25 protein-coding genes are annotated in these 25,560 nt (G+C 71.1%); 12 read left to right on the top strand and 13 right to left on the bottom strand.

Annotated elements, in window-relative coordinates; all coding sequences use genetic code 11:
- Window positions 1-98 precede the first annotated feature (98 nt).
- The 4 genes from ABZS69_RS05520 to ABZS69_RS05505 all read right to left on the bottom strand — a co-directional run bounded on the left by ABZS69_RS05520 (window position 99) and on the right by ABZS69_RS05505 (window position 3,507).
- On the bottom strand, window positions 99-1,295 hold the full coding sequence (locus tag ABZS69_RS05520) for an amidohydrolase family protein (RefSeq protein ID WP_355366905.1): 1,197 nt from the start codon (window positions 1,293-1,295) through the stop codon (window positions 99-101).
- Between the two features lie 162 nt (window positions 1,296-1,457).
- Window positions 1,458-2,201 carry a tyrosine-protein phosphatase gene (locus ABZS69_RS05515; RefSeq protein ID WP_355366902.1) on the bottom strand — a complete coding sequence of 248 codons (744 nt, stop codon included), beginning with the start codon at window positions 2,199-2,201 and terminating at the stop codon, window positions 1,458-1,460.
- Window positions 2,202-2,211: 10 nt separating this feature from the next.
- Entirely contained in the window at window positions 2,212-2,997 is a 786-nt protein-coding gene (locus tag ABZS69_RS05510; RefSeq protein WP_355366899.1) for an SURF1 family protein, read from the bottom strand.
- Window positions 2,998-3,030: 33 nt separating this feature from the next.
- Window positions 3,031-3,507 carry a helix-turn-helix domain-containing protein gene (locus ABZS69_RS05505; protein ID WP_355366896.1) on the bottom strand — a complete coding sequence of 159 codons (477 nt, stop codon included), beginning with the start codon at window positions 3,505-3,507 and terminating at the stop codon, window positions 3,031-3,033.
- A 58-nt stretch (window positions 3,508-3,565) separates the two neighbouring features.
- On the opposite strand from ABZS69_RS05505, the gene ABZS69_RS05500 reads away from it, so the two are divergent.
- From ABZS69_RS05500 to ABZS69_RS05490, 3 genes are all read left to right on the top strand, one after another.
- A complete protein-coding gene (locus ABZS69_RS05500; RefSeq protein ID WP_355366893.1) occupies window positions 3,566-4,081 on the top strand; it encodes a GNAT family N-acetyltransferase in 516 nt (171 codons plus the stop codon).
- Entirely contained in the window at window positions 4,078-4,668 is a 591-nt protein-coding gene (locus ABZS69_RS05495; RefSeq protein ID WP_355366890.1) for a TetR/AcrR family transcriptional regulator, read from the top strand. The genes ABZS69_RS05500 and ABZS69_RS05495 overlap by 4 nt, the downstream gene beginning before the upstream one ends.
- A 75-nt stretch (window positions 4,669-4,743) precedes the next feature.
- A complete protein-coding gene (locus ABZS69_RS05490; RefSeq protein WP_355366887.1) occupies window positions 4,744-5,703 on the top strand; it encodes an NAD(P)-dependent oxidoreductase in 960 nt (319 codons plus the stop codon).
- A gap of 34 nt (window positions 5,704-5,737) precedes the next feature.
- Here ABZS69_RS05490 and ABZS69_RS05485 read toward each other — a convergent pair whose 3' ends face one another.
- Window positions 5,738-6,040: a hypothetical protein gene (locus tag ABZS69_RS05485; RefSeq protein ID WP_355366884.1), complete on the bottom strand. Its 303-nt coding sequence runs from the start codon at window positions 6,038-6,040 to the stop codon at window positions 5,738-5,740.
- Window positions 6,041-6,227: 187 nt separating this feature from the next.
- Between ABZS69_RS05485 and ABZS69_RS05480 the strand changes: the two genes are divergently transcribed.
- Window positions 6,228-7,619 (top strand): methyltransferase, encoded by a 1,392-nt coding sequence (locus ABZS69_RS05480; RefSeq protein ID WP_355366881.1) that lies wholly within the window; start codon window positions 6,228-6,230, stop codon window positions 7,617-7,619.
- A 357-nt stretch (window positions 7,620-7,976) separates the two neighbouring features.
- Here ABZS69_RS05480 and ABZS69_RS05475 read toward each other — a convergent pair whose 3' ends face one another.
- The 3 genes from ABZS69_RS05475 to ABZS69_RS05465 all read right to left on the bottom strand — a co-directional run bounded on the left by ABZS69_RS05475 (window position 7,977) and on the right by ABZS69_RS05465 (window position 13,308).
- Window positions 7,977-10,976 carry a BTAD domain-containing putative transcriptional regulator gene (locus ABZS69_RS05475; RefSeq protein ID WP_355366878.1) on the bottom strand — a complete coding sequence of 1,000 codons (3,000 nt, stop codon included), beginning with the start codon at window positions 10,974-10,976 and terminating at the stop codon, window positions 7,977-7,979.
- A gap of 259 nt (window positions 10,977-11,235) precedes the next feature.
- Window positions 11,236-11,880 (bottom strand): GNAT family protein, encoded by a 645-nt coding sequence (locus ABZS69_RS05470; RefSeq protein ID WP_350724051.1) that lies wholly within the window; start codon window positions 11,878-11,880, stop codon window positions 11,236-11,238.
- Window positions 11,881-12,072: 192 nt separating this feature from the next.
- Entirely contained in the window at window positions 12,073-13,308 is a 1,236-nt protein-coding gene (locus ABZS69_RS05465) for a pyridoxal phosphate-dependent aminotransferase (protein WP_355366941.1), read from the bottom strand.
- Window positions 13,309-13,387: 79 nt separating this feature from the next.
- Between ABZS69_RS05465 and ABZS69_RS05460 the strand changes: the two genes are divergently transcribed.
- The 3 genes from ABZS69_RS05460 to ABZS69_RS05450 are packed head-to-tail and all read left to right on the top strand — an operon-like array spanning window position 13,388 to window position 16,069.
- Window positions 13,388-14,350 (top strand): LysR family transcriptional regulator, encoded by a 963-nt coding sequence (locus tag ABZS69_RS05460; RefSeq protein ID WP_355366875.1) that lies wholly within the window; start codon window positions 13,388-13,390, stop codon window positions 14,348-14,350.
- Between the two features lie 35 nt (window positions 14,351-14,385).
- The gene (locus ABZS69_RS05455) at window positions 14,386-15,057 is read left to right on the top strand and encodes a ribonuclease HII (RefSeq protein WP_355366872.1); all 672 of its coding nucleotides are present in this window, start codon (window positions 14,386-14,388) and stop codon (window positions 15,055-15,057) included.
- A 28-nt stretch (window positions 15,058-15,085) separates the two neighbouring features.
- Window positions 15,086-16,069 carry an LLM class flavin-dependent oxidoreductase gene (locus ABZS69_RS05450; protein ID WP_355366867.1) on the top strand — a complete coding sequence of 328 codons (984 nt, stop codon included), beginning with the start codon at window positions 15,086-15,088 and terminating at the stop codon, window positions 16,067-16,069.
- 32 nt (window positions 16,070-16,101) lie between these two features.
- On the opposite strand, the gene ABZS69_RS05445 is transcribed toward ABZS69_RS05450, so the two are convergent.
- From ABZS69_RS05445 to ABZS69_RS05435, 3 genes are all read right to left on the bottom strand, one after another.
- On the bottom strand, window positions 16,102-16,488 hold the full coding sequence (locus ABZS69_RS05445) for an SCO5389 family protein (RefSeq protein ID WP_355366864.1): 387 nt from the start codon (window positions 16,486-16,488) through the stop codon (window positions 16,102-16,104).
- Between the two features lie 77 nt (window positions 16,489-16,565).
- The gene (locus tag ABZS69_RS05440; protein ID WP_355366861.1) at window positions 16,566-17,495 is read right to left on the bottom strand and encodes an ATP-binding protein; all 930 of its coding nucleotides are present in this window, start codon (window positions 17,493-17,495) and stop codon (window positions 16,566-16,568) included.
- Between the two features lie 139 nt (window positions 17,496-17,634).
- Window positions 17,635-19,014, bottom strand: coding sequence for an LCP family protein (locus ABZS69_RS05435; RefSeq protein WP_355366858.1), 1,380 nt, complete (start codon window positions 19,012-19,014; stop codon window positions 17,635-17,637).
- 229 nt (window positions 19,015-19,243) lie between these two features.
- On the opposite strand from ABZS69_RS05435, the gene ABZS69_RS05430 reads away from it, so the two are divergent.
- The 4 genes from ABZS69_RS05430 to ABZS69_RS05415 all read left to right on the top strand — a co-directional run bounded on the left by ABZS69_RS05430 (window position 19,244) and on the right by ABZS69_RS05415 (window position 23,064).
- On the top strand, window positions 19,244-19,870 hold the full coding sequence (locus ABZS69_RS05430) for a class I SAM-dependent methyltransferase (RefSeq protein WP_355366855.1): 627 nt from the start codon (window positions 19,244-19,246) through the stop codon (window positions 19,868-19,870).
- Window positions 19,871-19,948: 78 nt separating this feature from the next.
- Window positions 19,949-21,406: an argininosuccinate synthase gene (gene argG / locus ABZS69_RS05425; RefSeq protein WP_355366852.1), complete on the top strand. Its 1,458-nt coding sequence runs from the start codon at window positions 19,949-19,951 to the stop codon at window positions 21,404-21,406.
- Between the two features lie 115 nt (window positions 21,407-21,521).
- A complete protein-coding gene (locus ABZS69_RS05420; protein WP_355366849.1) occupies window positions 21,522-22,049 on the top strand; it encodes a flavoprotein in 528 nt (175 codons plus the stop codon).
- A 64-nt stretch (window positions 22,050-22,113) separates the two neighbouring features.
- Window positions 22,114-23,064, top strand: coding sequence for a serine hydrolase (locus ABZS69_RS05415; RefSeq protein WP_355366846.1), 951 nt, complete (start codon window positions 22,114-22,116; stop codon window positions 23,062-23,064).
- 7 nt (window positions 23,065-23,071) lie between these two features.
- On the opposite strand, the gene ABZS69_RS05410 is transcribed toward ABZS69_RS05415, so the two are convergent.
- On the bottom strand, window positions 23,072-24,025 hold the full coding sequence (locus ABZS69_RS05410) for a zinc-binding dehydrogenase (protein ID WP_355366843.1): 954 nt from the start codon (window positions 24,023-24,025) through the stop codon (window positions 23,072-23,074).
- A gap of 83 nt (window positions 24,026-24,108) precedes the next feature.
- Here ABZS69_RS05410 and ABZS69_RS05405 point away from each other — a divergent pair, with 83 nt between their 5' ends.
- Window positions 24,109-24,693, top strand: a complete 585-nt coding sequence (locus ABZS69_RS05405) for a helix-turn-helix domain-containing protein (RefSeq protein ID WP_355366840.1) — start codon at window positions 24,109-24,111, stop codon at window positions 24,691-24,693.
- Here the strand turns inward: ABZS69_RS05405 and ABZS69_RS05400 are convergent.
- Window positions 24,690-25,559, bottom strand: a complete 870-nt coding sequence (locus tag ABZS69_RS05400) for a LysR family transcriptional regulator (protein ID WP_355366837.1) — start codon at window positions 25,557-25,559, stop codon at window positions 24,690-24,692. The genes ABZS69_RS05405 and ABZS69_RS05400 overlap by 4 nt on opposite strands.
- Window position 25,560: the final 1 nt, after the last annotated feature.

Genomic DNA, 25,560 nt, shown 5'->3' with positions numbered 1-25,560 from the left:
GGATGTCTTGGAGTGACAGACCTCTTCTACAGCGGCTCCGCTGCTTTGTTCACTGTTCTTGACGAACAGCCCTCTCCCTTAACTGAACGGCGTTGGGGCTAGATCTCCTCCATCCGCAGCCAGGCGCGTGAGGGCAGCGGGTGGCCGAAGAGGCGGGCCGCGTTGCCGTAGGCGACCCTGGCGATGTCGGCGGGCGGGAGCGTTCCGAGATTGCGGGCCACGGACTGCTGCGTGTCGGGCCAGGTCGAGTCGGAGTGCGGGTAACCGCTCTCCTGCAGCACGTGGTCGAGCCCGACCGCGAGCCGCACGCCCGACAGCGCGTGGTCGTCGAGCGTGCCGAAGAAGAAGTTACGGCGCAGCACCTCGCTGGGCTTGAGCCCGCCCTCCCACGACGCCTCGCCCGCGACCGGGTGGTCTAGGGCGTAGTCGGCGCGCTCGGCCAGCATGGGCAGCCAGCCCACGCCGCCCTCGACGATGAGGATGCGCAGCGAGGGGTAGCGCAGCGGCACGCCCGACCAGAGCCAGTCGGCGCAGGCGAACATCGCGCTGGTCGGCATCAGCGTGGTGATGGCCTCGATGGGCGTGTCGGGCGAGGGCACGGGGGACCACGACGAGTCGCCCGCGTGCAGGGCGACCACCGTGCCGGTCTCCTCGCAGGCGGCGAAGAACGGGTCCCAGTGACCGGAGTGGATCGACGGCAGCCGCAGCCGGGTCGGGAACTCGGGGAAGACGACGGCCTTGAAGCCGCGGGCGGCGTTGGCGCGGATCTCCTTGGCGGCCACGTCGGGATCGGGCAGCCACGGGAGCTGCAGGCCGATGATCCGCTCGGGGTAGGTGCCGGCCCAGACGTCGATGTGCCAGTCGTTCCACGCCTTGATCAGGGCCAGGCCGAGCTCCTGGTCGCGGGTCCTGGCGAACGGCATGCCGGACTGCCCGGCCAGCATGCCGGGGAAGCAGAGCGCGGCCCAGATGCCCGCCACGTCCATGTCCTGGACGCGGGCCTCGATGTCGTGGCAGCCGGGGCGCATGTTCTCGAACCTGACGGGATCGAGCGTGCGTTGCTCGCGGGGCAGCCCGGCGCCCACGTCGATGCCGGCGCACGGGTATGTGGCCCCGCCGTAGCGCCAGACCTGATGACCCGCCTCCGTCTCCACGACCTTGGGCGCGACATCCGCATATTTCTCCGGCAACCGGCCTTCGAACAGGTCGGGAGGCTCGATCAGGTGATCGTCGGCGGAGATGATCACGTAGTCGCGCCGCCTCGGGTCAGGGTCGGGGAGCAGCGGCGTAGTCACGCAGGTAACCGTACGACGGCGGGATAACGTCGAACAAGCTGCGACGTATCCGTTGGGTATCCGAGATCTTTGACCCGGGACCGCCAGGAGGGGGGCAGCGGGCGGTCCCAGGCCAGGGATGGGCCGCTCACCTGGACGCAGCAGGTGGGACCCGGCCTGCCACTACCCAGCAGAACCAGGCTCAGTCAGCAGATGGCCGCGTAAATCGGAGATGGCGGCTGGGGAAACGTTCAGGACCTGTGTGACATACGTCTCGATCGATCCGTGCCGCGCCTTGAGGTCGTCGATGAACAGGCGCATGGCCTCCGCGGGCGCCAGGCCGAACCCCGCCCACATGAGCGCGTCGGGGTGCCTGGTGCGCCAGCTGCTGATGAATTGCTCGGTGGCCAGCCCGGTGAGCGCGTAGTCCGCCACGATGTCGTCCTCGCCCACGCCCACCAGCGACAGGACGAGCGCGGCGAGCACCCCGGTGCGGTCCTTGCCGGCCGCGCAGTGGATCACCACGGGGGCGTTGTCGGCCCGCGCGATCGTCTCCAGAGCGGTCCTGAGGTTGTCGACGCCGTCCTCGGTCACCTCCAGGTAACGGTCGGCGAAGAATCTCGCGACCCCGCTCTCCTCCTTGTAGGTCGTGATGTCCCAGCGGCGGCCCTCGATGGGCAGGTGGTGATAGCTCTGCCCCTCGGCGTCCGGGACGCGGCCCACCTTCTCGATCTCGGACGCGTGCCGCAGGTCGATGACCGTGCGTACGCGCAGCTCACGGAAGGTCCTGAGATCGTCTCCTGCCAGCCAGCCGAGCGAGTCGGCCCGGTAGAGCCGTTGCCATTGGACCGCACGCCCGTCATGGGCGGCATATCCACCTACGTCGCGGAAGTTGAAGATGTTGGCGAACTCAATGTGGCGGATCACCCTCCACACCTTAATCGGCGGTGGTGACAGACTCCTTGGGCCGCTCCGCGGCCTTCCGCTCGGCCACCTCGCGGCGGATCAGCAGGACCCACCCGGCCAGCGCGATGCCGATGAACAGCCACCACTGGACCCCGTACGCGAGGTTGAGGCCGCCTCCCGCCCCCACGTCGGGCGCGGGCACCGGGGCCGGCGCCGCGGCGGGCTCGGGCGCCTGCTCGGTCAGCTCGACGTACCCGCCCACCAGCCGGTACGGCAGCCCCTTCCCGATCTTGTCGGCGTTGATCAGCAGCACCTGCCCGGCCGGCAGACCGGAGCGGTCCCGGATGCCGCTGGACTCCTCGGTCTCGCTGAGTCGTAGCCGCCCGGTGACATTTACCTGTCCAGTGGGTGGAGCGGGCACGTCGGGCGTGGCGTCGGCGGTGGCGGCTGCCTTGACCCAGCCCCTGTTCACGATCACCGCCGTGCCGGTGACGGTGACGAGGGGCGTCAGGACGTAGAAGCCGTTCTGGCCCTCCTGGGGGCGCCTGCGTACGAGGAGGGCGTGGGCCGGGTCGTACGTGCCCGAGACCGCGACCTTCCTGAACCGGTCGTCCTGGCGGACCGGCTGCCCGGGGACCGCCAGCCGGTCCAGCGGCACCGGCGCGGCCTCGATGTTGGCCGTGACCCGCTCGCTGTTGGCCGACCGCTCCTCGAAGCGTCCGAACTGCCACCGCCCGAGGAACACGAAGGCGGGGATGACCAGCAGCACCACCACGTGGAGCGCGAGCCATCGGGGCGTCAGCAGGAACCGGTACACGCATCAAGACTAGGCACCGCAGGGGGTGCCCCTTCACGCGCCTATGCGCTTCTGAGCTGGGCCCCCGACCCTGGGCATCCGGGTCACCTCGCGCGGCCCGCCCACCTCGTGGCCGTCCGCGCACCGGAAATGCTGCTCGATGGGGGCCCCGCAGTCGCGGTGGGTCAGCAGCACCGGCGGCCCCTCCTCGTCCGCCAGGTATTTGTCGCCCCAGTGCATGAGCGCGACCAGGAGGGGATAGAGGTCGCGGCCCTTGTCCGTGAGCCGGTATTCGTCGCGCTGCCGCTGGCCCGGCTCGCGGTAGGGCTCCTTGCGCAGCAGGCCCTCGTCGACCAGCCGGGCGAGCCGGGCGCTGAGCACCTGGCGGGGGGCGCCGGTGACCGCCTGCATGTCGGCGAACCTCCGCACGCCGCTGAACGCCTCGCGCAGCACGAGGAAGGTCCACTTCTCCCCGACGATGTCCAGGGTGCGCTCGATCGAGCAGTTGTCCACCCGGAAGGGAACGTTCATAGCCGCATTATATCTGAGTTCATTTGACAGACTCAGCGCTCGCGGGCAGGCTGAGTCTATGCAGGGAACCCAGATCCGCCCCGCGCGCCCGGACGACGAGGAACGGATCAGCCGCTTCCTGACGGGGCTGTCGCTGCACACGCAGACGCTCCGCTTCTTCACCGGCATCAGCGCTCCCGCCCCGGGTCTGGTGCGCACGCTGCTCGCGCTCGACGAGCGGCGCGACGCGCTCGTCGCGACCGTCGAGGGAGGCGAGATCGTCGGCCACGCCATGAGCTTCCGTGGCGGCTGCGCCGACGTGGAGGTCGCCGTGGTCGTGGCCGACCTGTGGCGGGGGCGGGGGATCGGGCCGGAGCTGATCGACAAGCTGCTGCTCAGGGCGTCCGTACGGGGTGCGCGGACCGTGGGCATGGACGTGCTGGGGGAGAACCGGCGCGTGCTGAGACTCGTCCGCCGGCTCTGGCCGGACGCCGAGATGAAGGTGACTTCCGGATCGGTGGAGGTGACCGCTATGATCGATCCGCTCGGCCTATTTGCGGAACAAGGTTCTGTTGGCACACCATTGACAGCGTGAAGAGTGCCAAGAACGGACGCGACGGCCGGACCCGCATCATCGAGGGTGCCCTCCGCCGCTTCAGCCAGGACGGGGTCTCGGCCACCACGCTGGCCAGCCTCCGCGAGGAGAGCGGCGTCAGCGTCGGCAGCTTCTACCACCACTTCGCCAGCAAAGAGCACGTCTTCGGCGTGCTGTACGCGGAGATCCTGACGGCCTACCAGGCCGCCTTCCTCGCCGAGCTGGTCAGCCACCAGGAGGCCCGCGACGGCATCGAGGCCGTCGTGGCCTTCCACATGCGATGGGCCGGCGAATATCCGGAGCGGGCCAGGCTGCTGGTCAGCGAGCGCCCGCCGCGCAAGCACGAGCCGGGCGGCGCGGAGGTGGCCGAGGCCCGGCGCGCCTTCTTCCGCCAGGTGTCCGACTGGTGGCGGCCGCACATGAAGAACGGCATGCTCCAGCCCGTCCACCCGACCATGTGCTACGTGCTGTGGCTGGGGCCGGCGCAGGAGATGTGCCGCCTGTGGTTCGCGGGTGCCCACACGCCCACGGAAGAGGAGATCCAGGGCTTGGGCGCCGCCGCCTGGCAGAGCCTCCGCCAGCAATGACGGTCCCCTGAACGGGGCCCGTACCAGTGCGGGGAGCGATGATCCGGGTACCGTCTGTGGTGTTATTGTCCACTTGTGACTCGACCTCGGGCGCTGGCACTGCCTGCTTTGCCGGAGAGCGCTCTCGCCCGCCTGGGCGAGGTGGCCGACCTGGCCGAGGTTCCCGCGCGTCCCAGCCTCGGATTCACCGACGAGCAGCTCGCCGACCTGGTCATCGAGACCGGGGCGACCGTGCTCATCACCGACGGCGACCAGGTTCGCACGTCGGTGCTCGCCCTGCCCCTGGACGTGGTGGCCGTCATGGGCCCGACCACCAGCGTGGACCTGAAGCTGGCCGCCGAGCTCGGCGTGACCGTCCTGCACGCGGCCGGCCGCGACCCCGAGTCGGTCGCCGAGCTCACGCTCGCGCTGTTGTTCGCCGTCAGCCGCAACATCGTGGCCGCCGACCGGGAGGTACGCCAGGGGCGCGTCGGCAAGGTGCCGCCCGCCCAGCGCCACCGCGGCCGGCGGCTGACCGGCCGGACGTTCGGCATCGTGGGCCTGGGCAGCATCGGCAGGGCCACGCGCTGGCGATGCGAGGGACTGGGCATGCGGGTGATCGCCTGCGACCCGTACGTGCCCGAGGCCACCCACACCCTGCCTGCCCTGCTGGCCGAGTCGGACGTGGTGTCGCTGCATGTGCCGCTGACCGCGGAGACGCGGGGCTTCTTCGGCTACCCGGAGTTCGGCGCGATGCGGCCGGGCTCGATCTACCTCAACACCTCGCGCGGCGCGCTGCACGACCTGACGGCGCTGGTCGACGCGCTGCGCCAGGGCCGGGTGGGCGGCGCGGGGCTCGACCACTTCGAGGGCGAGTGGCTCGACCCGGCCCACCCCCTGACGGGGCTCCCCAACGTGGTGCTGACGCCCCGGCTGGGCGAGGCCACGGGGGAGAGCCGGGAGGAGCTGGCCGGGATGCTGGTGGAGGACATCGCCCGGCTGCTGCGCGGCGAGCGGCCCGCCCACGCCTGCGCGCCCGCCCTCCCGTTCGCCTGATCGGCCGCCGGTCCCACCGGACCGCCTCGGGTTGTCAGGCGGGCTGGCGGAGCCGGGTGTGGACGCGCCAGCTCGCCCGGTCGAGTGAGATGTCCAGCCGCAGATCACCGCGGTGCCTGCGCAGACCGGGCACGCGGACCCGGTCGTGCACGTCGAACCTGCCTCTGTACGGATAGCCGAACCCCAGCTCACCCGGGAGCACGCGCAGATCGTCACGGTTGCCGCAGTGCGGGCACGTCCAGGACACCAGGTCCATGCCGCGGTTGTAGTCGGTGCAGGCACGGAAGTATTCGTCGGGGCCGAACCGGGACTCGCAGGCCAAGCAGGGGATCAGCATGGGTCCGCTCCTCGGGGCGACGTGGCGACTTCCCTAGAGATACCGCTCATCACTTGTCCGCCGCTTGCAGAACGCTTGGGCGCCTAAGTAACAGTATGAGCACACAAAGCGACGAGCTGAAGGCGGGGGGCGGTAGCTTGCGTGACCGGCGGAGCCTCGTGAGGGTCTGTGGTGAAAGGATGGACTTGTGGAACGACTGCGCCATCACCTCCTGGAGACCGACTACACGATCGACGGCGTCCGCGAGCGGCTGGGCAGCATGGCCGCCTCGGCCCTGGCCAGGGAGGAGCTGGTGCCGGCCCTGCGCGCCACCGCCGACCTCGATCCGCTGGCGGCGTTGATCAGGCTGTGGTGGCTGGGCGTTCCCGTCCCCGTCGCGTCCGTCCCCGCGGAGGTCCTCGACTCGGGGCTGGTCAAGGTCGACGGCGACCAGGTGAGCGCGACCGCGCACCTGCAGCCCTGGGAGACCGGCGGCTACCTCGTCTCCGACCGCAAGGTGCGCCCCGGCGACCCGGCGCTGCGCCCTGATCACGTGGTCGGGGCCGGCGGCGCCTCGGCCAACCTGGCCCAGCTGGTCACCCGCCGCCCGGTGGGGCGCGCCCTCGACCTCGGCACCGGCTGCGGCGTGCAGGTGCTGCACCTGGCCGGGCGGGCCGAGCACGTCGTGGCCACCGACGTCAATCCGCGGGCCGTCGAGCTGGCCAGGCTGAGCTGGGAGCTGTCCGGCGTCTCCGGCGTGGAGGCGCGTACGGGGTCGATGTTCGAGCCGGTCGAGGACGAGCTGTTCGACCTGATCGTGAGCAACCCCCCGTTCGTCATCGGTCCGGGGGGCGGCCTGACCTACCGCGAGGCCGGCGGTGACGGCTTCTGCCGCGACCTCGTACGCCGCACGCCCGCCCACCTCAACCCCGGCGGCCAGGCCCACTTCCTGGCCAACTGGCTGCACGTCGAGGGCGAGGACTGGCACGACCGCGTGGGCGGCTGGCTGCGCGAGACCGGCTGCGACGCCTGGGTGGTCCAGCGCGACGTGCAGGACCCGGCCGAATACGTCGAGCTCTGGCTCAGGGACGCCGCCGAGCAGGGCACGAAGGCGTACGCCGAGCACTACGACCGCTGGCTGGCCTGGTTCGACGAGCGGAAGGCGGAGGGCATCGGGTTCGGCTGGATCACCATGCGCAACTCCGGCACGCTCGACCCGGTCGTCCGCGTCGAGCACCTCGACCACCCGGTCTCGCTCCCGGTCGGCGACTACGTCGACTCCGTGCTCGACGCCGTCGCCACCGCCCACCGCGCCAAAGAGCTCGACTCGGCGCTCCTGCGGACCGCCGAGGGCCTGCTCGACGAGCGCATCGGCCTGCCGGGCGCGGAGGACCCCATCCGCATCGTGCTGCGCCAGACGCAGGGCCTGCGCCGCAGCAGGGAGGTCGGCACGGTGGAGGCCGCGCTGGCCGGTGTGTGCGACGGCGAGCTGGCGCTCGGCCCGTTGCTCAACGTGATCGCCGAGTTGGTCGGCGATGGTGAGATCCCCGACTCCGACGCGGTCAGGCCGCTGATCGCGGAGGGCTATTTCCTGCTTTAATCGGCCGTTAATTGGACGTTGACAGCTGGGGTGGAGGCTCATGGCCAGGACACGGACCCCGGGGGGTTCGAGGGCCGTGTCAGGTCCGGCCGGTCGTCTAGGTGAGGCGGCTAGCCGTTACGCGGAGCATCCGGATAACCGGGCCCCCTAGCGACGCGTGGCGGCGACAGATGACCGGCCGGGCTGCATCACCGACACATTCGTGACGGCCTGATCGACAAGAAACCTGCTCATCAGACTGCCGCCCTACGGTCGTGGCTGGTCGATCGTAGCGGCAGTCCAAATAGCAGGTTTCTCATCGGAAGGACAGCCTTGTTCAACCATGTGTGGATGACACGTCTGGACGACGAGCTGTACTCAGGACTCGACGACGGCCCCTCTGACGGTCTCGGCGGGAGGGAAGGTGTCGATCAGGGCCTTGAGATCGCCGGCCTCGGGAGCGCCGAGCCGGGAGAAGATCTCGAACGCCTGCCGTAGGCATTCCAGGCTCCTGATCGAGCTGCCCAGACCGCGCAGCGCCCTGCCGAGCACCGTGAGCGACAGCGCCTCGCCGTACGGGTGGCCGATCTCGCGGGAGACCACCAGCGCCTGCTCAGCGTGGCGCACGGCCTCGGGATAGCGCTCGGCGGCGATGAACGTCTCGGCCAGCCTGGAGCAGACCCGCTGCTCCCAGACGCGCTGCTTGCTGGCCCGGAAGAAGGCCAGGCACTCGGCGTGGTGGTGGACGGCCTCGGTGAGCCGGCCCACCCGCGACAGCACGATGCCGAGGTGGTAGCGGGCGCGGGCGGTGCCGGCGCCGCTGCCGATCTCGGTGAACAGGGCCAGCCCCTTCTCCGCCGCCGCGATCGCGTCCGCGGGGCGGCCGAGCCCCAGGTGGTCGCGGGCCGAGTAGCTGAGCACCAGCGCCTCGCCGGCGGGCACGTCGTTCGCGCGGTAGAACCGCATCGCCGCGTCGAACAGCTCCAGCGCCTCGATGTGGCGGCGCTGCCTGCCGACGACGACGGCCAGGGCGTTCAGCACCTCGCCGGTGACGATCTTCTCGCCGCGGGCCGTGGACAGCTCGTGGACGACCCTGAAGTGCCCCTCGGCGGCCTTCAGCTGGTTGTCGGCGAACAGCACGCGGCCGAGCACGTACCGGCTGCGCAGCTCGGTCGCCTGGTCGCCGAGCCGCTGCGCGGAGCTCAGCACGGCACGCGTGCCATGGGCGAACTCGCGCGTGTGCGTGCCCGCCTCCAGCAGCGGCTCCATCGCCACCAGCAGGTCGCCGGCGGGCAGCAGCTGCTCGCCGGCGACGGCCGACGCGGCGACCTGGTTGATGGCCGCGAACAGCGAGTCGCCCTCGGCGATCAGCCAGGCCACGGCCTCGTCCACACTGGTGAACGAGAGCCCTTCGCTGATCGTCACGATGTTGGCCGGGATCATGCTGCCCTCGTAGGCCAGGCTGTGCGCCGACTGGGCCGAGGCCAGGTAGAAGCCCAGCAGCCGGTGCAGCGCCTGCGCCCTGGCCTCGGGCTGCTCGGACTTGTCCAGCTCGCGCCTGGCGAACAGCTTGAGCAGGTCGTGGAAGCGGTAGCGGCCGGGCGCGGGCGCCTCCAGCAGGCTCGCGTCCACGAGGGACTCGAGCACGGACTCCGCCTCGAACTGGCTCACCGACAGGACGGCCGCCGCCGCCCCCGTGGAGATGTCGGGCCCCTTGGGCAGCGACAGCAGGCGGAACGCCCGCGCCTGGGCCGGCGCGAGCTGGCCGTACCCGAGCGCGAACGTGGCCTCGACGGCGAGGTTGCCCACGCGCAGCTCGTCGAGGCGGCGCTGCTCGTCGGCCAGCCTGGGCACGAGCGAGGCGACCGTCCAGGAGGGCCGCGCGGCCAGCCGGGCGGCCACGATGCGCACCGCCAGCGGCAGGAACCCGCAGGCGGCCACCACGTCCATGGCCGCGCCGTGCTCGGCCGACACGCGCTCGGCCCCGGCCACCGACGCGAACAGCGACAGCGCCTCGCCCGGCTCCATCACGTCGAGGTCGATGAGCCGCGCGGAGGGCAGGTCGGCCAGCTTGCCGCGGCTCGTCACGATGGCCGCGCACCCGGGCGAGCCCGGCAGCAGCTGGAGGACCTGCTCGGCGTCGCGGGCGTTGTCGAGCAGCACGAGGATGCGGCGGTCGGCGAGGATCGACCGGTAGAGCGCGGCGCGTTCGGGCAGGCCGTCCGGGATGACGTCCGGCGGGATGCCGAGCGCCCGCAGGAACCCGCCGAGCGCCGACTCGGGCGCGGTCGTCTCGTCGGTGTAGCCGCGCAGGTCGACGTAGAGCTGCCCGTCGGGGAACAGGTCCTCGGCCAGGTGCGCGACGTGCACGGCCAGCGCGGTCTTGCCCACGCCGCCGATGCCGGAGATCGCCGCCACCGGCACGCCCTCGCCGGACGACTGCGCAGACAGCAGCGTGCGGAGCCGTACGGCGACCTCCTTGCGGCCGGTGAAGTCGTTGACGGCGGCGGGGAGCTGCGCGGGGCGCGGCAGCTGGGGCGCCTGCGGCTGCTCCGGCTCCTCCGCCGGCTCTTCCGCGGGGACCTCGGCGGCGGCCAGCGTGGGGTCGGCGGCCAGGATGCGCTGGTGCAACGCGGCCAGATCGGGGCCCGGCTCGATGCCGAGCTCGTCGATGAGGGCCTCACGCGTCTCGGTGAACACGTTGAGGGCGTCGCCCTGCCGCCCGCACCGGTAGTAGGCCAGCATGAGCTGGGCGCGCAGCTTCTCGCGCAGCGGGTGGTCCGCGGTGAGCGCGATCAGCTCGGAGACGACCTTCGCGTGGTTGCCCAGCTCCAGGTCGACGTCCATGAGCGTCTCGACGATGCTGATGCGGCGCTCGACCAGCCGGTCGCGCTGGTGCTCGGAGTAGGGGCCGACGGTCCCGGCCAGCGGTTCGCCCGCGAACAGCGACAGCGCCTCGCGCAGCCCCTCGGCGGCCTCACGCAGCCGGCCGCTCTTGCGCGCGCTCTCGGACTCCTGGACGCCGCGTTCGAAGCGGACCAGGTCGAGCGAGCCGTCGGGCAGCCGCAGCGCGTAGCCCCTCCCGATGGACGTCAGCAGCTCCGGGCGGGAGCGGGCGGGCCGGTCGGGCTCCAGCACCGTACGCAGCCGGGAGACGTAGGTGCGCAGGGCGCCCAGGGCCCTCGGGGGCGCGTCCTCGCCCCAGACCGCGTCGATCATCTCGTTGGGAGTGACCGCATGACCCTCGCGCAGCAGCAGCATGCCCAGGATGGAACGCTGCAGCGGGGTGCCCAGATCGAGCTCCTGGCCGTCACGCCAGGCGCGGACAGGACCGAGCACGGCGAACCTCAGGCCGCCTTCGAAGCTCTGACCAGCCATGCCGTATATCTCCCAGCCCAATGGATCGTTTTGTTACCAAATGATAGATCCAACGTTGTTTGTCACCTAGATTCCGGACTGATCGTTAAATGTGTCGTTGATCCGTCTTTGATCCGGTGTTGAGCGTGCCCCTGGATGCTGATGGTCGGCTAGGCATGACCCACACCGCGGGGGCGCGTGTCATGTAGAGCACCTGCAGGCAGAAAAAAATACGGCCCCGCCCGAACTTTCTTGGGGCGGGGCCGTGATGGACAGGTTCTCAGGCCGCCTCGACCAGTCCGAGCCGCAGGGCGAGCCGCTCGCGCACGAGCGGCCATTCGGAGCTCAGGATCGAGTAGAAGGCGGTATCTCGGACCGTGTTGTCGGCGCCTCGGCTATCCGCTCGCCGCACCCCGTCGAAGTGTGCGCCGAGGGCCTCGATGGCGGCCCGGGACTTGGTGTTGCGGACATCTGCTTTGAGGGTGATGCGGTGGACGTTCCATGTCTCGAAGGCGAGCGAGAGCATCAGGAACTTGCTCTCACGGTTGACACCCGTGCCCTGGGCACTGGCGGCCAGCCAGGTGTAACCGATGTCCGCCACGGACGGGATCTCGCCCACCGCACCACGTGTACCCGGAGGCCAGGGCATGGGGCCCTGCCAGTACTCCAGGTGCATGAGACGGGTGGCACCGACCACGCGGTCGGTGTTCAGCCACCGGATGGCGAAGGGCATGGAGCGGCCCTCCGCCTGCTCAGCCATGGCGGCCTCCACATAGGAGACCATCTCGTCCCGGCTTTCCGGGACACGAGTGAAGGCGTATGTGCAACGGTCTTCACTCGCCGCGGCGACGAGATCGTCGATCGCCGCGAGGCTGAGAGGTTCCAGGCGCACGGAGCGCCCGGACAGGGTGACAAGAGCGGGCATGAGCACATGATGAGGGGAACCGGGGGCGCACGTAACCATGCAGTTAGGAAGATCTTTTGCAGGTTTCTGCAGACAGGGTGTTCCTGCAGGTCAGCGGCCCCTTTTGGGGGATGGTAAACCCGCCCTTGGGGAAAGATTCGCCTAACTGTGACATGGTGTCGGGATCACCGCGGGACGCTGTTCACGTGCCGCTCAGTGTCGCGGTGAGGCGAGCTCCTTCAGACCCGTCGAAAGATGGTCCAGATTGGCGGAGATCCACGGGAGTTGGAGCGGGTTCGGGCTGTTCAGGGCGGTCAGTCGCTCTTCGACGGTCTCGCCGTAGAGGAGGCTCACCGCGACCCGCACCCTGGCCGCCGCCGGGTCGTCGCCGAAGGCGTGTCCGGGCAGGACGCCGATGCCGTGTTCCTCCAGCAGGATCTTGGTGATCTCGGCGGAGCCGCCGAGCCGGAGGTGGCTCAGGTCGGGATAGAGGTAGAAGCCGCCCTGCGGCACGGGCACGTCGGCCCCGATCTCGGTGAACCGCTCGTGGACGGCCCTGGCGACCGCGCCGTGCAGCCGCCGGCTGAGCTCGATGCGGACGAGCAGCTCCTGCGGCTCGTCGAAGGCGTACGCCGCCGCCTCCTGCACCGGGGCCGCGGGCGCGGACCAGATCTCGCTGGCGACCGCGAGCAGGCTCCTGTGCAGCACGTGGCTGCCCGCGGGCAGCCTGGCCACGCCGATCCGCCAGCCGCCCAGGGCCAGGCTCTTGCTCAGCCCGGTGGTGATGACCGTGCGCTCGGGCGCGAGGTCGGCGGGCGAGGTGTACGGCAGGGTCGGGTCGTGCACGACGTCGCGGTAGATCTCGTCCGAGATGATCAGCAGATCGAGCTCGCGGGCGATCTCGACCAGGCGCGCGATGGTCGCCGGACTGGCCAGGCGGCCCGTCGGGTTGTCGGGGAGCGTCACCAGCAGCGAGTTGACGGTCCTGCCCTGGGCCCTGGCCCGGAGCACCTCGCCGGCCACGCGGTCGGGGTCGGGCACGCCACCCTCTCCTGGCGGTGCGGGCACCAGGATGGGACGGGAGCCGACCAGGTCGGCCTGCGCCGCGTAGCTGACCCAGCTGGGCGCGGGCAGGACGATGTCTCCGCCGATCGCCAGGAGCAGGCCGTACAGCAGGGACTTGCTGCCCGGTCCGCAGACGACGAGCTCGGGGTCGGTGGGGAGCCCCCGTCGCGTCCAGTAGCCCGCTGCCGCCGTCTTGAGCTCGGACGCCCCCGCGACCGGTCCGTAGCCGTTGCGTTCCGCCGCGGCGGCCAGCCTGTCGCGCAGCGCCGGGTGGACGGGCAGCCCTGCCTCGCCGAAGGCCAGGTGCAGCACTCGTTCCCCGGCGCGCCGTCTTCGGTCGATGTCCTCGTTTGCCGCCAAAGTGGCGGACAACGTCACCGTCATGTTTGTCACGTTCCCAGGGTGGTTTGATGAAGGCATCAGCACAAGCGAGGCTTTTCGTGGGTAGGCATAAGGAAGACTGATGCTTGAATTGCGACGTTTGGTCCTGATCTGCGAGTTCGCGCGACGAGGAAGTATCGCGGCGACAGCAGCATCTCTGGGGTACAGTCCTTCGGCCGTGTCGCAGCAACTCGTCGCGCTCGAACGCGAGACCGGCACGGCCCTCATCGACAGGACCGCGCGCAGCGCCGAGCTGACCGACGCGGGGCGGCGGCTGGTGGCGCACGCGGAGCGCATCCTGTCCATGGTCGAGGAGGCGGAGTCAGACCTGTCCGCGCACGCGGGGACGCCTGCGGGGCGGGTGGTGGTCACCGCCTTCCCGACGGCGGCGGTGGCGTTCGCCCCGGCGCTCGCCAGTTCGCTGCGCCGGCACACCGAGCTGACGCTCCGGCTGGGGCAGAGCAGGTCGGGCCGGGGCATGCGCGAGGTGCAGTCGGGGGAGGTGGACATCGCGCTCGTGGACGACTGGTACGGGCGGGTGCGCGACAACGAGAGCCTGCGGGTGTTCCCGCTGCTGCGCGACCCCCTGGTGCTGGTGGTGCCGCGCAAGCACCGCCTGGCCGACCCCGACGTGCCGGTGGACCTGCGGGAGCTGCGGGACGAGCCGTGGATGGCGACGCCCGACGGGGAGCCGTCGCGGCTGGCGGTGGACCGGCTCCTGGTGGACGTGGGCGGCACCCGGCCGTCGCCGTGGGAGTTCGAGGGGCTGGGAACGATCCTTTCGCTGGTGGCCAAGGGGATCGGCATCGCCGCCGTGCCCGCGCTCGCGCTGGCGGCAGGCGTACGGGGGCTGGCGGTGCGCCGGTTCCCGGGCAACCCGGTGGGGCGCGACGTGCACGCGGTCGCCCGGAATTCGAGCGTCCACCGGCCGTCGGTGTCGGTGACGCTCCGCGCGATCCACGTGGCCGCCCGCTACATCGCCGCCGACCTGGACCCGGTGCGCCCGGCGGACCGGCGGCCGCCCGGCGATCCGCTGGACGAATGACGGGGCGGTCCGGTGAGGCGATAGCGTCTGCCGTTATGGCGCCGACGTACGACATCGAGCACCTCCTGCTCACCCAGCCGAGCACCCGCACGGTCGCGGGCGTCGACGAGGTGGGCCGGGGCGCCTGGGCGGGCCCGGTCACGGTCTGCGCGGTCGTCACCGACCTGTCCGAGCCGCCGGCCGGCCTCACGGACTCCAAGCAGCTCTCGGCCGCCAGGCGCACCCCGCTCGCCGAGGAGCTGACCTCGTGGGCGGCCGGCATCGGCTTCGGCGAGGCCACCCACGAGGAGGTCGACGCGCTGGGCATGACGGAGGCCCTGCGCCGGGCCGCCAGGCGGGCGCTGGAGGCGCTGCCGGTGCGCCCGGACGCGGTGATCCTCGACGGCAAGCACGACTACATCGGCGCGCCCTGGCCGGTCCGCCTGGAGGTCAAGGGCGACGCGGCGAGCATCTCGGTGGCGGCGGCGTCCGTCCTGGCCAAGGTGCGGCGCGACGCGTACATGGGGACGATCGGCCACGAGGAGTACGGCTTCGCCGAGAACGCCGGTTACCCCTCGCCCGTCCACCAGGAGGCCCTGGCCCGGCTCGGCCCCACGCCCCACCATCGCCTCTCGTGGTCCTACCTCGACGACCTCCCTCGGTGGCGGCACCTCAAGCACCATCGGGACCCGCTCGTGGGAGAGGGCCAGGCCAGCCTGTTCGGCTGAACGGACCCCATCGGGCATCATCGGGTAGGTGCGAATCGGGGTCTTCGTCATCGCGGCGCAGTTCCCCGGCCAGGAGGCCGGGCAGGTGCTGGCCGATGCCGTCGAAGTGATCGTGGCCGCCGAGGAGGCGGGGTTCGACGACGCGTGGGTCGCCGAGCATCACTTCATGTCCTACGGCGTGTGCCCCTCCGCGACCACCCTGGCGGCGGTCGCGGTCGGCAGGACCTCGCGGATCGGGCTCGGCACCGCCGTCAGCGTGCTGTCCACGCGGCATCCCGTGGCGCTGGCCGAGCAGGCGGCCATGCTGCACCACCTGTCCGGCGGGCGGTTCACGCTGGGGGTCGGCAGGGGCGGGCCGTGGGTGGACCTGGAGGTGTTCGGGACCGGGGCCGAGCGGTTCGAGCGGGGGTTCGGGGAGTCGCTCGACGTCCTGCTCGGCGCGCTCTCCGGAGGTCCCGTCGCCGGTGACGGGGAGTTCTTCCGGTTCAGGGAGGTCCAGGTGGTGCCGGGCGCGAGCATACGGCCGGTGGTCGCGTGCACCTCCGAGGCGACCGTCGGGGTGGCGGCGGCGCGGGGGCTGCCGATGCTGCTCGGGATGCACATCGGGGACGCCGACAAGGCCGCCCTGGTCAAGGACTACATCGCCCGTGGCGGGGGCGCCGCCGACCACGTGGCGGCGGGGGTCGCCCACGTGGCCGACACCACGGCGGAGGCGGTGCGGGAGATCAAGGAGTCGCTGCCCCGGTGGCTGGAGCCGGGGCTGGCGGGGTACGTGCCGGTGGACGATCGGCCGCGACCTACACGAAATATCCCGGCATATGTGGATTTGTTGGCCAGGATTCATCCGGTCGGGTCGGCCGAGCACTGTGCCGCGACGATTCTGCGTACCGCTGAGAACACCGGGATCGAGCGGTTCATCCTGCTGGTCGAGGGGCTGGGCGAGCACCGGCGGACGCTGGAGAACGTGCGGCGGTTCGGGGCGGAGGTGCTGCCGATGCTGCGAGCCCGGTGACCCGGGGCGAGCCGGGTCACCGGGCCGGCCGGTCAGCAGTCAACCAGCTCCGGCTTCTGGTTGAGGATCTGGGCCCTCGGGGTGACGAACTCGTGCAGGGCCTTCGTCGCCGTCGGGTCGAAGACGGCGACCCGGTGGCAGTTCTGGAAGGCCAGCCGTACCTCGAAGTGGCGCTCCAGCGCTCCGCGCATCGCGTCGCTCGCCAGGCAGCGCAGGAGCTGGCCGCGGGCCTCCTCGGACGGCGGTGGCACCTGGTTGTCGGCGAACTCGGCTCCGGTCTGCTCGCGCTGTTCGGCCAGCCCGCTGATCAGCGACCACGCGTACGGTAGCGAGTCGCGGACGCACGCGATGAATGCCGCGTCGTCGACGTCACCGGCCCGGGCCTGGTCGAGCAGTTCGTTCGGAACGGTCAGCGACATGCTGTCTCCTCTCGAATGGGATCAATTTGACGCTAGGTGGGGATCTGTGATCGCTCCAGATGCCTGGAGGGGGGCACTCAGGGGCCGTACACGAAATCCGGGTCTATCTGTGAGGCCAGGTCTGACCCCGTCCGGTCGTTGCCCCACGCCTGGGCGTTGCGCAGGTGGAACTCCACGGTCTGCCGGCCGAAGCGCGCCCAGTCCTTGTCCTGCTCGTCGAGGGTCTTGTGGAGCACGGCCAGCGCGTCGGCGTTGGCCGGCTCCAGGTCGTCGAGCGTGAAGTGGCGGCCCTGCTCCATGGCGCGCACCGCGGCGGAGTGCTCCATCCAGGTGAGCAGGTCGTCGCCCACGTGCTCGCGCAGGAAGTCGACGTCGGACGGGTCGTGCACCTTGTTGCCGACCACGGCCAGCGCGACGTCGTACGTGGCGGCGTGGTCGCGGTACTGCTGGTAGACGCTCACGCCCTGCCTGGTCGGCTCGGCGACGAGGAAGGTCAGGTCGAACCGGGTGAACAGCCCCGAGGCGAAGGAGTCGGCCCCCGCGGTCATGTCGACCACGACGTACTCGCCGGGGCCGTCGACCAGGTGGTTGAGCAGCAGCTCCACCGCGCCGACCTTCGAGTGGTAGCAGGCCACGCCGAGGTCGTCCTCGCTGAACGGGCCGGTGGCCAGCAGGCGCATCCCCTCGGGGGCGGTCAGCGCGTACGGGTCGGCGGCCAGGTCGTCGAAGCTCAGCAGCCGGGAGCCGCGACCGGGCGGGGTGGTCTTGACCATGGCGTCGGCGGAGGGGATGCGCGGGTTGTCGCCGCGCAGCCGCTCCTTGATCTCGGTCAGGTGGGCGCCGAGCGGCTCGGGCTGCCGGTCGAGGCCGAGCACCATGGCCAGGTGCTGGTTGATGTCGGCGTCCACGGCCACCACCGGCCCGCCCTGGCTCGCCACATGTCTGGCGAACAGCGCGGACATCGTCGTCTTGCCACTGCCGCCCTTTCCGACGAAGGCCACTCTCACGACCCCTCCTGATGTCCTCGTAGGAATGAAAACCGTTTCCGTTTCGGTTTTCATCATCATGCCACACTCCGTGCACGGCGTGACACCGAAACGAAGGCATGCGTGAGAAGCCCGGGTGGGCGAGTCGAAAAGAGCCGGTCTAGGCGCAGGTGGCGTCGAGGTTGACCGGGGTGTCCGGGTCGTCCGTGCCGGGGGTGTGCTCCGCGCTGGTGGCGGTCCTGGCCACGGGGCGCGCCTCCAGGGTCTCGGCGACCCTGCGGCGGATGAACGACCAGTCGGGGTAGGCCGTGTTGATCAGCGGCGGCACGAAGCTGAGGCTGCGGATCTTCGCGTCCTTGACCCGCTGCGAGAGGTCTATGACGGCCGGCAGCAGGTCCTGCGGGAGGTCGGTGGAGATGGCCCGCTTGGTGGCCGCGGCCAGCCGCTCGAAGCTGTTGAGCACGGTCATCGGGTCGGCCTGCTTGGCGACCGCGTTGAGCAGGCACTTCTGGCGTCCCATGCGGACGTAGTCGTCGCTGTCGGTGCGCGAGCGGCCGTACCAGAGCGCCTCCTCGCCGGACAGCCTGCGGGTGCCGGCCGGCAGCAGGCCCTCGCGGTAGCGGCCGTACACGATGGGCTCCTTGATGGTGACCTTCACGCCGCCCATGGCGTCGATGATCTCGGCGAACCCCTTCATGTCCACCAGGGCGTAGTAGTCCACCGGGATGCCGAGGATGTCGCCGATCGTCTGCTTGATCAGGGTCGGCCCGCGCTGGCGCCGCTCCACGCCCGGCACCATCTCGGGGTGGTCCTCGGCGTACTGGAAGATCTCGTTGAGCAGGCCGGGCGTGTCGGGGCCGCTGCCGGTGAACCCGAAGGGGAACTGGTCCCTGGCCGCGCCCTCGGGGAACTGGACGCGCTGGAGGTTGCGCGGCAGGCCGAACAGGGTGGTCGCGCCGGTCTCGGTGTCCACGCTGGCCACGGTCATGCTGTCGGTGCGCACGCCGGGCCGGTTCGGCGCGGCGTCGCCGCCCAGGAGCAGGAAGTTGACCCGGCGGGCGCCGCTCCACGGGTCCTGGGCCATGATCGGCGCGGTGGCGGTGGCGCTGGGGAACAGGGTGTTCACGACGTCGCGTGACAGGTACGCGAGCCTGGTGGCGTACAGCGTCGGGGTCAGGATGAGCCCGCAGAGCGCGAGCGTCAGCGCCGTGGTCAGGAAGCGGCCGATCCTGTCGTAGCTCGGCGGTCGCACCAGGACGAAGGACCAGATGACCACGCTGGTCCAGACGATCGCGATCGCCACCAGCGCCACGGTGAACCCGACGAGCCAGCGCGGCTGCACCGCCAGCGACAGCAGGTGGGTGCTGTACGCCGTGAGCACGGTGAGAATGCCGCCAAGCATCACGACATATCCGAACATGAGCGCCAGACCGGTCTTACGGCGCTCCACGGCCAGGTGCGCCACTCCCCACAACAAGGACGATGCCAGCGTCAGGGCCATGCTCGCCCCCAGGCCGAATCCCCGCTCTTTCACCGTCATGCCTGGTCAAACCCCCATTTGCGCGCCCATCCACGTCAGGTTAGTAATGCGCTGTGCGGGAAAGACGGTTGGAAGGGACGGGTCAGGTCAATTCCATGTCAAGACCACCTTGAGATATAACGTGAGTGTGCGCAAGCGACACGGAAGCTACGGATTCGATGCGCCTTGGGCGCTGGGGGGCTTACTCCTCGGGGCGCTCGCGCTTCTCGCTCTGGCGACGGTCTCGTTCATGCTCGACATCCCCCTGGCGGGCATCGCGTTCCTGTTCGGCGGGCTCTACACGCTGGCCAGCGCGGCCAGCTACCTCTACACGACGCGGCGCGGCAAGTTCGCGGTCTGGGCCGGGGAGCTCGAAAGGCTGAAGGGCGACGAGCGCCTGCTCGACCTCGGCTGCGGCCGGGGCGCGGTGCTGCTGATGGCGGCCGGGCGGCTGGAGCACGGCACGGCGACCGGCATCGACCTGTGGCACTCGAAGGACCAGTCGGGCAACCGGGCGGCGAGGGCCAGGGCGAACGCCGCGGCCGAAGGCGTCGCCGACCGCGTGGAGCTGGTGACGGGCGACATGCGCGACCTGCCGTTCGACGACGGCGCGTTCGACGTGATCGTGTCGAGCCTGGCCATCCACAACATCCCCGACGCCGAGGGTCGCGAGCGGGCCGTGCGCGAGGCGCACCGGGTGCTGCGGCCCGGCGGGTCGATGCTGATCGCCGACTTCCAGCACACGACCGCGTACGAGGACACGCTGCGCTCGCTCGGCGTGGTGGACGTGCGGCGGCGCGACGCGGGCTGGCGGTTCTGGTACGGCGGGCCGTGGTTCGGCACGGTCATCCTGGAGGCCAGGAAACCCGCTCCCTGAGCCGGTGATGCCGATCGCGGGTGAAATCCGGCGAGGGGCTTTGCATGGTCATGCATAGGTGTGTATATACTTCTACTCGTGTCTAAGATGCTCACGTCCCTGCCTGTCGGTGAACGTGTCGGAATCGCCTTCTCCGGCGGTCTCGACACCTCGGTCGCTGTCGCGTGGATGCGCGAGAAGGGTGCGGTGCCGTGCACGTACACCGCCGACATCGGCCAGTACGACGAGCCTGACATCGCCTCGGTGCCGGGCCGCGCCAAGGCGTACGGCGCGGAGGTCGCCCGGCTGGTCGACTGCCGTGCGGCGCTCGTGGAGGAGGGGCTCGCGGCCCTGGCCTGCGGGGCGTTCCACATCCGGTCCGGCGGGCGCACCTACTTCAACACCACGCCCCTCGGGCGGGCCGTCACGGGCACCCTGCTCGTGCGCGCCATGCTTGAGGACAACGTGCTGATCTGGGGAGACGGCTCGACCTTCAAGGGCAACGACATCGAGCGGTTCTACCGTTACGGTCTGCTCGCCAACCCCGCCCTGCGGATCTACAAGCCGTGGCTGGACGCCGACTTCGTCACCGAGCTCGGCGGTCGCAAGGAGATGTCCGAGTGGCTGCTCGCCAACGGGCTGCCCTATCGCGACAGCACGGAGAAGGCCTACTCCACGGACGCGAACATCTGGGGCGCGACCCACGAGGCCAAGGCGCTGGAGCACCTCGACGCGGGCATCGAGATCGTCGAGCCGATCATGGGCGTGCGGTCGTGGGACCCCTCCGTCGAGATCGCCGCCGAGGACGTCACGATCGGCTTCGAGCAGGGCCGGCCGGTGACCATCAACGGCAAGGAGTTCCCCTCCGCCGTCGACCTGGTCCTGGAGGCCAACGCCATCGGCGGCCGGCACGGCCTGGGCATGTCCGACCAGATCGAGAACCGGATCATCGAGGCCAAGAGCCGCGGCATCTACGAGGCGCCGGGCATGGCGCTGCTGCACGCCGCCTACGAGCGGCTGGTCAACGCCATCCACAACGAGGACACCCTGGCCAACTACCACGCCGAGGGTCGGCGGCTGGGCCGGCTGCTGTACGAAGGCCGCTGGCTGGACCCGCAGGCGCTGATGCTGCGCGAGTCGCTGCAGCGCTGGGTCGGCACCGCGGTCACCGGCGAGGTGACCCTGCGGCTGCGGCGCGGCGAGGACTACTCCATCCTGGACACGTCCGGCCCGGCGTTCAGCTACCACCCGGACAAGCTGTCCATGGAGCGGACCGAGGACTCCGCCTTCGGGCCGGTCGACCGCATCGGCCAGCTGACCATGCGCAACCTCGACATCGCCGACACCCGCGCCAAGCTTGAGCAGTACGCCGGGCTCGGCATCGTCGGCCCTCAGCACCCGATGCTGATCGACGCCCCGCAGACGGCCACGACCGAGCTGATCGGCGCGATGCCCGAGGGCGGCGCCGAGGCGATCGCCAACCGCGGGGAGCGCGGCGAGATCCCCGGCGACGACGAGCTGCTCGACCACGCCGCGATGGAGTCCGGCACCGACTGACCGGCCCCGACCGACCGGCACTGGCTGGCCGGCACTGGCTGGCCGGGATGAAGAGCGCCGCGGTTGCCCGGCAGCCGCGGCGCAGCACCGCCGAACCCCCTCCGGGAGCCAACGCGTGACCGAACCTCAGGGCGCCGAGCTCTACATCATCGTGTGCGCCGCCGGACCGGCGCCGGACGTCGGCCGGCTCGTCGGCCTGGCGCAGGAGCAGGGCTGGGCCGTCCAGGTCGTCGCGACGCCGTCGGCCCTGGACTTCATCGACGTGGCCGCCCTGGAGGCCCAGACCGGACGGCCCGTCCGCAGCCGGTATCGCAAGCCGCACGAGCCCAAACCTCCCCGGCCGGGCGCGATCATCGTCGCGCCGGCGACCTACAACACGGTCAACAAGTTCGCCCAGGGCATCGCCGACACCTACGCGCTGGGCCTGCTGGCCGAGGCGCCCGGGCTCGGCATCCCCGTCGTCGTGCTGCCGTTCGTCAACAACGCCCTGGCCGGCCGCACGCCCTTCCTGCACAGCATCGACCTGCTGCGCCGTGACGGCGTACGGGTCGTGTTCGGCGGGCCGGGGCAGTTCGCGACGGACGAGCCGGACGCCGGCGCCCACCGTTTCCCCTGGGAGCGCGCGCTGTCGGAGCTGTCCTAGAGCTTGCACCTGACACCGTGTGAGGCGGTATGCCAGGGTGTGCCGACTTTCGGGAGGAAACATCATGGCAATGGCTGAGCGGGTCGACGAGGTCCTGCGCTCCGGCAAGGCGCCGAACTTCCACGGTCTCGTGGTGACGCGAGGCGGAAAGACGGTGCTCGAACGCTACGGCGCCGGGCCGGACCATCGGTTGGGCGACTCGCTGGGGCACGTCGAGTTCGACCGGGACACGCTGCACGACCTGCGGTCCGTGTCCAAGAGCGCGGTCGCGCTGCTGTACGGCATCGCGCTGGGCGAAGGGCTCGTGCCGGAGCCGGGGGCGTCCCTGATGGCCCAATTTCCGGAATATCCGGATCTGGTGGCCGATCGGGAACGCGCTCATTTGACCGTCGAGCACGCGCTGACCATGACGCTCGGTCTCGAATGGGACGAGAGCGCCCCCTACACCAGCCCGGCCAACAGCGAGATCGCGATGGAGCTGGCTCCCGACCGGTACCGGTACGTGCTGGAGCGGCCCGTCGTCGAGGAGGCGGGAAAGCAGTGGCACTACTGCGGCGGCGCCTCCGCCCTGCTCGGCGGCCTCATCGCCCGCGGGGCCGGCAGGCCGCTGGAGGAGTACGCCGCGACCGCGCTGTTCCGTCCGCTCGGGATCGACGCGTTCGAGTGGTCCAAGGGATACCACGACGTGGTGAGCGCCGCGGCCGGCCTGCGGCTGCGGCCGGTCGACCTGGCCGCCGTCGGGCAATTGGTGCTCGACGGCGGCCGGGGCGTCGTGCCCGGTGAGTGGATCCGGGAGCTGCAGCGGCCGCGGGTGGTGATCGAGGCCGGGTTCGAGTACGGCTACCAGTGGTACGTGAACACCGGCGACCGCCACTGGGTCGGCGGCCTCGGGAACGGCGGGCAGCGCCTGCTCGTCCTGCCCGAGGAGGAGCTGGTCGTGGCGTTGACGGCCGGCGACTACGACCAGGGCGGGGACAGCAGCACGGCCGTGCTCGAAGCGGTCCTCGACTCCTGACGCCTGCTTACGGAGCGAGCAGGACGCGGCCGGTGACCGCGCGGCTCTCCAGGAGGCGGTGGGCCTGCGCCGCCTCCTCCAGCGGCAGCGTACGGTCGATGTAGGCGGCGCTGCGCCCGGACGCGAGCCGGTCGAGCATCGCCGGATAGTGCGTCCCGAACACCTCCCCGCCCCAGCCGGGGCCGCTGCACGCGGTGAGCGTGACCCCGCGCTCCATGAGGTCGGCGGCCGTGACGGCGGCGGGCTCCCCGGTCAGCAGCCCGTAGTAGAGCATCCGGCCGGTGCCGGGAGTGAGGTGGTCGAGCACCCGCCTGGCCACCGTGCCGCCCATGGCCTCGAACACCACGTCCACGTCCGGCAGCTCGTCGGGCCAGTCGGCCGGGCCGTGGTCGAGCACGAGGTCGGCGCCCATCCCGGCGGTCCGGTCCCGTTTGGCGGGCGAGCCGGCGGTGGCGATCACCCGCCCGGCCCCGAACTCCTTCGCGTGCCGCACCAGGTACGTCCCCACCGCGCCGCTGCCCCCTTCCACCAGCACGGTCTCATCGCCGCCGAGGCGTGCCCTGTGCAGCAGGGCGAGGGCTATCGCGCCCGGCGCCCCCGCGGCCAGCGCCTGGGCCGGGGCGACGCCGTCCGGCACCGGGACCGTCATGGCGGCCGGGAGCGCGACGTACTCGGCGTACGAGCCGAGCCCGCCGGTGACCCCCACGATCATGCTCCCGAGCAGCTTCGCGTCCACCCCCTCGCCCACCTCGACCACCTCGCCGGCCGCCTCCGCGCCGATCACGGCGGGCAGGGGCAGCGGGAACGGCAGCGTCCCCGCCCGGATCTGCGTCTCGGCGTAGCTGACGCCGACGGCCTGGGCCCGGATGAGGACCTGGCCCTCGCCGGGACGGGGGCGCGGCAGGTCCGCGACTTCGAGCCGTTCAGGGCCGCCCTTCTCCGACAGGACGATTGCGCGCATGCTTGAAGCTCCTTTAACTGAACCGATGGTCCAGTTAATATATGGACCGCTGGTCAAGTTTGTCCATGGGAAAGAATGACCGGATGGAACGTCGAGAGCGGGCCGACGCCGCGCGCAACAGGCAGGCCATCCTGCGGGCGGCCGAGGAACTGCTGCGGCGCCACCCGCCCGAGCAGGTCTCGGTCGAGCGGGTCGCGGCCGCCGCCGGGGTGGGCAAGGGGACGGTGTTCCACCGGTTCGGGAGCCGTACGGGGCTCATGATCGAGCTGATGAGCGAGCGGGCGCGCGAGTTCGAGCAGGCGTTCACCGAGGGGCCGCCGCCGCTGGGGCCGGGCGTGGGGCCGGTCGAGCGGCTGGTCGCGTTCTTCGCGGGGGTGGCCGTGCTGGCGGCGCGTAACGGGAACCTCATGAGCGCCATCGAGCACGCCCGGGTCACCACGAAGGCCCATGGCGAGCAGTCCAGGCAGGAGAACCCGATCTACCTGTCCTGGCACCGCCACGTGTCCGGGCTGATCGCCCAGGGGCGGCCCGACGTGGACGCCGAGCAGATCGCCCACATGCTGCTCGGCACGCTGCACATGGAGCCGATCGCCGACCAGCTTCGGGCCGGGCAGCACGAACGGCTCGCCGCCGGCTTCGCCGACCTGGTCAGGGGGCTGCTGCGTTAGAGAGGCAGGTGGGGGATCGCCGCGTGGAAGGCGGCCACGGCCGCCCTGATCGCCGGGTGCCCGCCGTTGCCCCTTCTGAACGCCGCGAGCGTGCGGCGGCTCAGCGGCAGGCGGGTGAGCGTCACTCCTTCCGGCGGATGGATCGCCGCCAGGTGCGGTACGAGCGCGACCCCCTGCCCGGCGGCGACGAAGGCGAGCACGGTGTCGAAGTCGTCGATGTGGTGCCGTACGAGTGGTTCGAAGCCGGCGGCCTGGCACGCCCGGATCGCCATGGTGTGGCAGAGCGTGCCCGGTCTGTCGGTGATCCACGAGTCGGCGCGGGCGTCGGCGACGGAGGGCCGGTCGGTCAGGTACATCGGCTCGCTGTACAAGGGCTCGGTCTCGATGGACGCGTCGGTCACCGGCGGCACGAAGTCGTACTCGTGCACGAGCGCCACGTCCAGCTCGCCGGCCCGCAGCGCGGCCGAGACGTCGGCGGGGTCGATCTCGGAGACCATCGGCACCAGCCCAGGGTGCGCCCGGGTCAGGCCGACGAGCGCCGGAGGCAGGAGCACGCGGGCCGCCGTCGGGAACGCGCCGATCCGCAGCGGCCCCGAGGGCCCGCCACGCGCGGCGGCGAGCGCCGCCGACGCGCGTTCGAGCTGCTCCAGAACGGCGTGCGCGTGCTCGACCAGCAGGTGCCCGGCGGGCGTCAACGCCACGGTGCGGCCGGTGCGCTCAAGCAGCGGCACGCCCGCCTCCCGCTCCAGGGCGCTGAGCTGCTGGGAGACGGCCGAAGGCGTGAACGTCGCCGCCTCCGCGACGGCGGCGATGGTGCCGCGCCTGGCGAGTTCGCGGAGGAGGTGGAGCTTGCGCGGATCGAGCATA

Origin of the sequence: Nonomuraea sp. NPDC005650 (assembly GCF_040605375.1) — a bacterium.
Taxonomy (GTDB): domain Bacteria; phylum Actinomycetota; class Actinomycetes; order Streptosporangiales; family Streptosporangiaceae; genus Nonomuraea.
Note: the sequence above shows the minus strand (reverse complement) of the source record. Positions and strands in the feature narration are given on the sequence as shown.

Excerpts from the sequence above, each read along its gene's own strand:
- ABZS69_RS05505 (WP_355366896.1), bottom strand. The coding sequence starts at position 3,507 with ATGAACGTTCCCTTCCGGGTGGACAACTGCTCGATCGAGCGCACCCTG.
- ABZS69_RS05500 (WP_355366893.1), top strand. The coding sequence starts at position 3,566 with ATGCAGGGAACCCAGATCCGCCCCGCGCGCCCGGACGACGAGGAACGG.
- ABZS69_RS05485 (WP_355366884.1), bottom strand. The coding sequence starts at position 6,040 with ATGCTGATCCCCTGCTTGGCCTGCGAGTCCCGGTTCGGCCCCGACGAA.
- ABZS69_RS05475 (WP_355366878.1), bottom strand. The coding sequence starts at position 10,976 with ATGGCTGGTCAGAGCTTCGAAGGCGGCCTGAGGTTCGCCGTGCTCGGT.
- ABZS69_RS05470 (WP_350724051.1), bottom strand. The coding sequence starts at position 11,880 with ATGCCCGCTCTTGTCACCCTGTCCGGGCGCTCCGTGCGCCTGGAACCT.
- ABZS69_RS05465 (WP_355366941.1), bottom strand. The coding sequence starts at position 13,308 with ATGACGGTGACGTTGTCCGCCACTTTGGCGGCAAACGAGGACATCGAC.
- ABZS69_RS05460 (WP_355366875.1), top strand. The coding sequence starts at position 13,388 with ATGCTTGAATTGCGACGTTTGGTCCTGATCTGCGAGTTCGCGCGACGA.
- ABZS69_RS05455 (WP_355366872.1), top strand. The coding sequence starts at position 14,386 with ATGGCGCCGACGTACGACATCGAGCACCTCCTGCTCACCCAGCCGAGC.
- ABZS69_RS05445 (WP_355366864.1), bottom strand. The coding sequence starts at position 16,488 with ATGTCGCTGACCGTTCCGAACGAACTGCTCGACCAGGCCCGGGCCGGT.
- ABZS69_RS05435 (WP_355366858.1), bottom strand. The coding sequence starts at position 19,014 with ATGACGGTGAAAGAGCGGGGATTCGGCCTGGGGGCGAGCATGGCCCTG.
- ABZS69_RS05430 (WP_355366855.1), top strand. The coding sequence starts at position 19,244 with ATGCTCGACATCCCCCTGGCGGGCATCGCGTTCCTGTTCGGCGGGCTC.
- ABZS69_RS05415 (WP_355366846.1), top strand. The coding sequence starts at position 22,114 with ATGGCAATGGCTGAGCGGGTCGACGAGGTCCTGCGCTCCGGCAAGGCG.
- ABZS69_RS05410 (WP_355366843.1), bottom strand. The coding sequence starts at position 24,025 with ATGCGCGCAATCGTCCTGTCGGAGAAGGGCGGCCCTGAACGGCTCGAA.
- ABZS69_RS05405 (WP_355366840.1), top strand. The coding sequence starts at position 24,109 with ATGGAACGTCGAGAGCGGGCCGACGCCGCGCGCAACAGGCAGGCCATC.
- ABZS69_RS05400 (WP_355366837.1), bottom strand. The coding sequence starts at position 25,559 with ATGCTCGATCCGCGCAAGCTCCACCTCCTCCGCGAACTCGCCAGGCGC.